The 4,260-nt window shown below is 46.1% G+C and carries 8 protein-coding genes; 3 read left to right on the plus strand and 5 right to left on the minus strand.

The genetic code is table 11. From position 1 onward, the window contains the following. Positions 1-326 precede the first annotated feature (326 nt). The gene (locus ACTQ53_RS17150) at positions 327-803 is read left to right on the plus strand and encodes a hypothetical protein (protein ID WP_441934496.1); all 477 of its coding nucleotides are present in this window, start codon (positions 327-329) and stop codon (positions 801-803) included. Continuing rightward, entirely contained in the window at positions 803-1,270 is a 468-nt protein-coding gene (locus ACTQ53_RS17155; protein ID WP_441934498.1) for a hypothetical protein, read from the plus strand. Before ACTQ53_RS17150 ends, ACTQ53_RS17155 begins: the two co-directional genes overlap by 1 nt. A gap of 353 nt (positions 1,271-1,623) precedes the next feature. Here the strand turns inward: ACTQ53_RS17155 and ACTQ53_RS17160 are convergent, their stop codons facing one another. Together ACTQ53_RS17160 and ACTQ53_RS17165 are read right to left on the minus strand one after the other, a co-directional pair. Further along, complete coding sequence (locus ACTQ53_RS17160) at positions 1,624-2,058, minus strand: N-acetylmuramoyl-L-alanine amidase (RefSeq protein ID WP_441934500.1); 435 nt, start codon at positions 2,056-2,058, stop codon at positions 1,624-1,626. An 80-nt stretch (positions 2,059-2,138) separates the two neighbouring features. After that, positions 2,139-2,237: a smalltalk protein gene (locus ACTQ53_RS17165; RefSeq protein ID WP_441932650.1), complete on the minus strand. Its 99-nt coding sequence runs from the start codon at positions 2,235-2,237 to the stop codon at positions 2,139-2,141. Positions 2,238-2,337: 100 nt separating this feature from the next. Here ACTQ53_RS17165 and ACTQ53_RS17170 point away from each other — a divergent pair, with 100 nt between their 5' ends. After that, entirely contained in the window at positions 2,338-2,550 is a 213-nt protein-coding gene (locus ACTQ53_RS17170) for a hypothetical protein (RefSeq protein ID WP_441934502.1), read from the plus strand. Here the strand turns inward: ACTQ53_RS17170 and ACTQ53_RS17175 are convergent. From ACTQ53_RS17175 to ACTQ53_RS17185, 3 genes are all read right to left on the minus strand, one after another. Then, a complete protein-coding gene (locus ACTQ53_RS17175) occupies positions 2,533-3,048 on the minus strand; it encodes an HU family DNA-binding protein (RefSeq protein ID WP_441934504.1) in 516 nt (171 codons plus the stop codon). The two genes, ACTQ53_RS17170 and ACTQ53_RS17175, sit on opposite strands and share 18 nt — an antisense overlap. 166 nt (positions 3,049-3,214) lie before the next feature. After that, positions 3,215-3,424: a DUF4248 domain-containing protein gene (locus tag ACTQ53_RS17180; RefSeq protein ID WP_441217367.1), complete on the minus strand. Its 210-nt coding sequence runs from the start codon at positions 3,422-3,424 to the stop codon at positions 3,215-3,217. Between the two features lie 71 nt (positions 3,425-3,495). Then, positions 3,496-4,158: a VapE domain-containing protein gene (locus tag ACTQ53_RS17185; protein WP_441934506.1), complete on the minus strand. Its 663-nt coding sequence runs from the start codon at positions 4,156-4,158 to the stop codon at positions 3,496-3,498. Positions 4,159-4,260: the final 102 nt, after the last annotated feature.

Raw genomic sequence — 4,260 nt, forward strand, 5'->3', positions numbered from 1 at the left:
TTTGATAGCTACAAAGTTACGAAAATATTTCGAGAAAAGCAAAGATAAAGTGTTAACAATAAGAAATATTAGGAGACATTTTGGCTGCTATGGGTTTTCAGACAATCTCCCCTCTTCGCAAGAGGGGGGACAGGGGAGTCGAAAAATGTTATAGGGCGTTAGCTGCTTATTACGAAGCATGCAATGCTGAAAGATTTCGCTTCACCATTCGATATTAACATAGACCTCTACAAGTGATAGGTCAGAGTTGTAAAAACTCCCCCAAAAATTTGGTAGTTTCATCAAAAAAACTTATATTTGCAGCCAATAATTAGAATATTACGATTATGGCAACATTGGTACTCGATAATACATTATATCAAGGCTATGCAACGATAGCAGAGCAGAATAACATCAGTGTGACTGATGCTATGGCAGAAGCTTTGCGATTATTGAAGCAACACTTGAAAAAAAAGCCAAGTCTTTCGTTAAGACAACGACTTGAGAAACGAATTCTTGAACTTCGAGATTTGCCGGCAAATTGGGATTATGCAGGTTCACCTTCCATATCATCAGAAGCGTGTAATTATTCTCGGAAGGTTGTTGCATGCTGTAGCGAATCATTACTTCAGGGATTAGCAATATTCCCAAATACCAATGGCTATATATTAATGCAATGGAAGACCTCCAAAGGAGATGCCTGTTTATCTATTCTTAGTGATAGAATAGTATATGATGTTAATTATGGAGAGATAGAGAAAGAAGGTATCCTTCCTCTTTCAGAACTCCCAAAATTTTTGGAAGTCTTAAAGAACATAGCCTAATGGAATGTGATATAACATTTGAGAAACCAGTATTGAAAGATATGGAGGAGATTGCTCGATTGTTGTCTTCTCCAGCCTTTTATGATGAAAATACCCATCAGTTGAATTTTGCGGCATTTAATCTTCGACGTTTTACGAATGGTGAGGTTGAGTCATATGTCTCATTGTCCAGGCTGTCTTTTATAGACCAGAAGCATTTGAATAAAAAAGGTAAGTATGTTTTTAAAAAGACAGAAAGCCATTATGTGGGTTATGCTCTTTTTACTCCAAGGTATTTAGCAAACTTACATGATAGATTAAGAATATATCCTGTTAAAGCAGGTCTTAATGATCATTGTGGTATGTTTTTCTTGGGTAAGGATAAGAAGGTAATCTGTGATGACTTGACGATTAGTCCTTATACATTAAAGACATTACGCTCTCTTTGTGACTTATTGCAAGTTAATGTTGTTTTTGTTAACTGCTGAAAATCAGTAGTTACGTTCTAACGGTGTTTTACTTTCCGTCATAGTTCATGCCAAGGCGGTCCCATCCCGCAAAACATGGCGAGGGCTTTGATGCCCCGCCAACCTTATAGCGTAGCGGTTCTGAGCACCGGAGGGCGGTTACATCCTCTCGTCCCTGAGGGTTTCTGTCCCCCAGAACTGGGGGAACCGAAGGGGGCGTAAAGACTATTGAAGAGAGGCTTGGTGAGAAAGGTGGAGCCTTCCTTAACGGTAAGGAAGGACGGGTAGGTTTTCGAAAAACTCTCCCTTTGGCTAAAGGGAGACGGAGGGATTCGAAAAAAACTCCCCATCTGTTTTCAGATGAGGAGCATTTTCTAGAGATGGAAGTCGATTCCCTTCAGCCATTCCTTGACATCGAAGCAAGGACAGCTCTTGCGAACCCAGGGGAGGTCGCGATGACCTAGGATCTCGGCACCGGGATAGTCGAGGGCGAGACTGTAGAGAAGGTCTTCCAGAGATTCCTTCTGGGCAGGAGTGCGAGTGTCGGCAGGCTTGCCTTTCTCGTCGAGACCACCCTCGTAGCAGATTCCGATGCTGTGGGCGTTGTAGTGGCGGGCGTGAGCCCCCACCTCGTTTTCTGGACGGCAGGGATAGACCACGCCATCCTTCGTAATGTAGTAGTGGTAGCCGATGCTCTTGAAGCCTCTTGCCTTGTGGCAGGCTTCCAAGGCTTCTACAGGGAAGTCCTGGTTAACACGTGTGGCACTGCAATGTACCACGATCAGATTGATTTTTCTTGGATTCTTCATAGGATTCTTTGGATTTTAAAGGATAAATGTTTAATTTTGCACACGGATCTCACAGATCTCACGGATTTTCCGTGTGCGACTTAGAGGCTGGCGCAGCTCTGCACACAGAAGGCGCTGAGGACGGCAGTGAGGACGGTGATGACGAAGTTGATTACTTTCTTGATAGTTTCCTTTTTCATGTTAATTAGTAATTAATGATTAGTGATTACTTTTCTCACAGATCTCACGGATTTTGACTCCTATGGAATCTTTCCTGTGAGGCTTGGTGAGTACCGTTGCTTGCAACGAAAAAGAATCCGTGAGATCCGTGAGATCCGTGTGGGAAGACAAGAAGGAAGCGGACAGGACGAGCAAGCATCCGTTCAGGGCGATGATTTGACAATGTTGAATTTCATTCCTGATGTGCCCTCGGATTACTCCGGACTGCATCCTGCCGATGCGCTTTCTCTTGTTTCAGATGCCAGGAGGCTGGGACTATATGCCTACATCTGAGCCTCCAGTGGTTCCGCTACCGCCCTGGTCGGTGTTTTCACCACCAGGGGTATCCTTTCCGGTATCCGGGTTGGTATCCGTGGTGGTGCCATCCCCTAACAGGGCAGAGGCCTTCTTCAGCGTTCCGTCGAGGCTGAGGTTCAGGCAACTGAAGTCGCCCGTGCCACGCGCTCTAATCTTCAAGCCCTCGATATTCTTGGCAATGGTGAACTCCTTCTCGGTAGCGGCTCCCGCCTTGTTCTTGATACCAATGGAGAGGATGGCGAGGTCGGCAATCTTCACTGCGATGCCCTGGAGCACCAACTCCCGGATGCACGCTACCATGTCGGTAATCATACCCTTAATCGCTCCTCGCGAAAATGGGGTGTTGTGACTTGCCATGTGATCTACGAGCTGGTCGATGTCGTAGGTCTGAGTGATGACCGGATAGGCGAAGAACTTGCCATAGGCATTCGGCATCTTCTCATTGATGTTCTTTTTTAACACGTACTGAATCATAAAGTGGTTAATTTAGTGATAGTATCCTTCTACCCCCGATGGGGCAGGAGCATCATCCTCTTTGAATGACAATGCAAAGATACGAAATCAGAAAACGCCACTTCATACTTTCTCATACTTGCTCACACTTTCTCATACTTTCTCATACTTTCTCATACTTGGAAGCCTATGGTTCGCCGAGAAAATAGATAATATAGGAGGTTTGCATAGGTGTGAATTCCTTGCTGTTCTTGTCGTATCCGCTTTCATGAAGCTTCTTCAGAAGGTCGGGATTGCGACAAATCCAACGCATCAGATGAGCACTTGCCACCACGGGTGACGAATCGGGGAAATAGAGCAGAGCCAGTTCCTGCTTCGTATAGCTTCTTATATCCATATAGCTTTTGATGTTTAAGTATTATACTTACGGGTTGAAAGTAACATACTTACGGGTTGAAAGTAAGATACTTAATCCTCCACGGTATCGTTGGGATCGATGAAGGCATCGTTGTTGATTTCGCTACCTTCCTTCTCGATCACCGCCCAGCCGTTGCCGTTCTTCTTGTGAATCTTCTTGAATCCAAGACGCTTCATCACGTTACCGATGTTCTGGTTGTTCAGGTTCTGGCGAAGGGCAGGGTTCACACCTATCCTCTCCAGTATCTCGGCACTGTAGCGGAACTTGATGAACTGTAGCGGCGTATCAGGCTCCGGCACCCGGTAGTAACGGAGTATCTGCTCCTCGGCATAGTTGGCTACCATGAAGAGGCGGTTGTGGCAGCGCATCAGCTCGATGTCGTCCCTCGTCAACCAGTATGTCCACTCCAGGGGCTCGCCCTTAGGATGGCTCATCACCTCCTGGCCCAGTGCCACTGCCTCGGCAAACACGTGGTCGTAGTCTATCGGGTGGTCTATCGGACTCTCGATGCTCTTTACCAGCCACGGACAGTAGCGGCGGTTCTCCTCGTCGGTGATGAACTGCTGGTTGTTGGTGGTGCCGCAGAGCGATCCGCGGTGGGGCATCTCCGAACGGTACTTGTCGTAAGGTCGGCGGATGGAGAATGTCACCTTGGTCATGTTGCTCTTGAAGGCACTCAGGTTCTTGCCGAATACCATCTCAAACGTAAGCATCCAACCCCTATTTTGGCGGTTTGAACAATAAGTGCTACCTTTGCGCCATGTTAAACATTAAATGTTATAAGTATGGCAATAAGTAGTAAAGATCTTGAGAGC

The sequence above is a fragment of the Prevotella sp. Sow4_E9_plate genome (assembly GCF_052116205.1).
Lineage (GTDB): Bacteria > Bacteroidota > Bacteroidia > Bacteroidales > Bacteroidaceae > Prevotella.

Coding starts and splice junctions, on each gene's coding strand:
- ACTQ53_RS17150 (WP_441934496.1), top strand. CDS start 327: ATGGCAACATTGGTACTCGATAATACATTATATCAAGGCTATGCAACG.
- ACTQ53_RS17155 (WP_441934498.1), top strand. CDS start 803: ATGGAATGTGATATAACATTTGAGAAACCAGTATTGAAAGATATGGAG.
- ACTQ53_RS17160 (WP_441934500.1), bottom strand. CDS start 2,058: ATGAAGAATCCAAGAAAAATCAATCTGATCGTGGTACATTGCAGTGCC.
- ACTQ53_RS17165 (WP_441932650.1), bottom strand. CDS start 2,237: ATGAAAAAGGAAACTATCAAGAAAGTAATCAACTTCGTCATCACCGTC.
- ACTQ53_RS17175 (WP_441934504.1), bottom strand. CDS start 3,048: ATGATTCAGTACGTGTTAAAAAAGAACATCAATGAGAAGATGCCGAAT.
- ACTQ53_RS17180 (WP_441217367.1), bottom strand. CDS start 3,424: ATGGATATAAGAAGCTATACGAAGCAGGAACTGGCTCTGCTCTATTTC.
- ACTQ53_RS17185 (WP_441934506.1), bottom strand. CDS start 4,158: ATGCTTACGTTTGAGATGGTATTCGGCAAGAACCTGAGTGCCTTCAAG.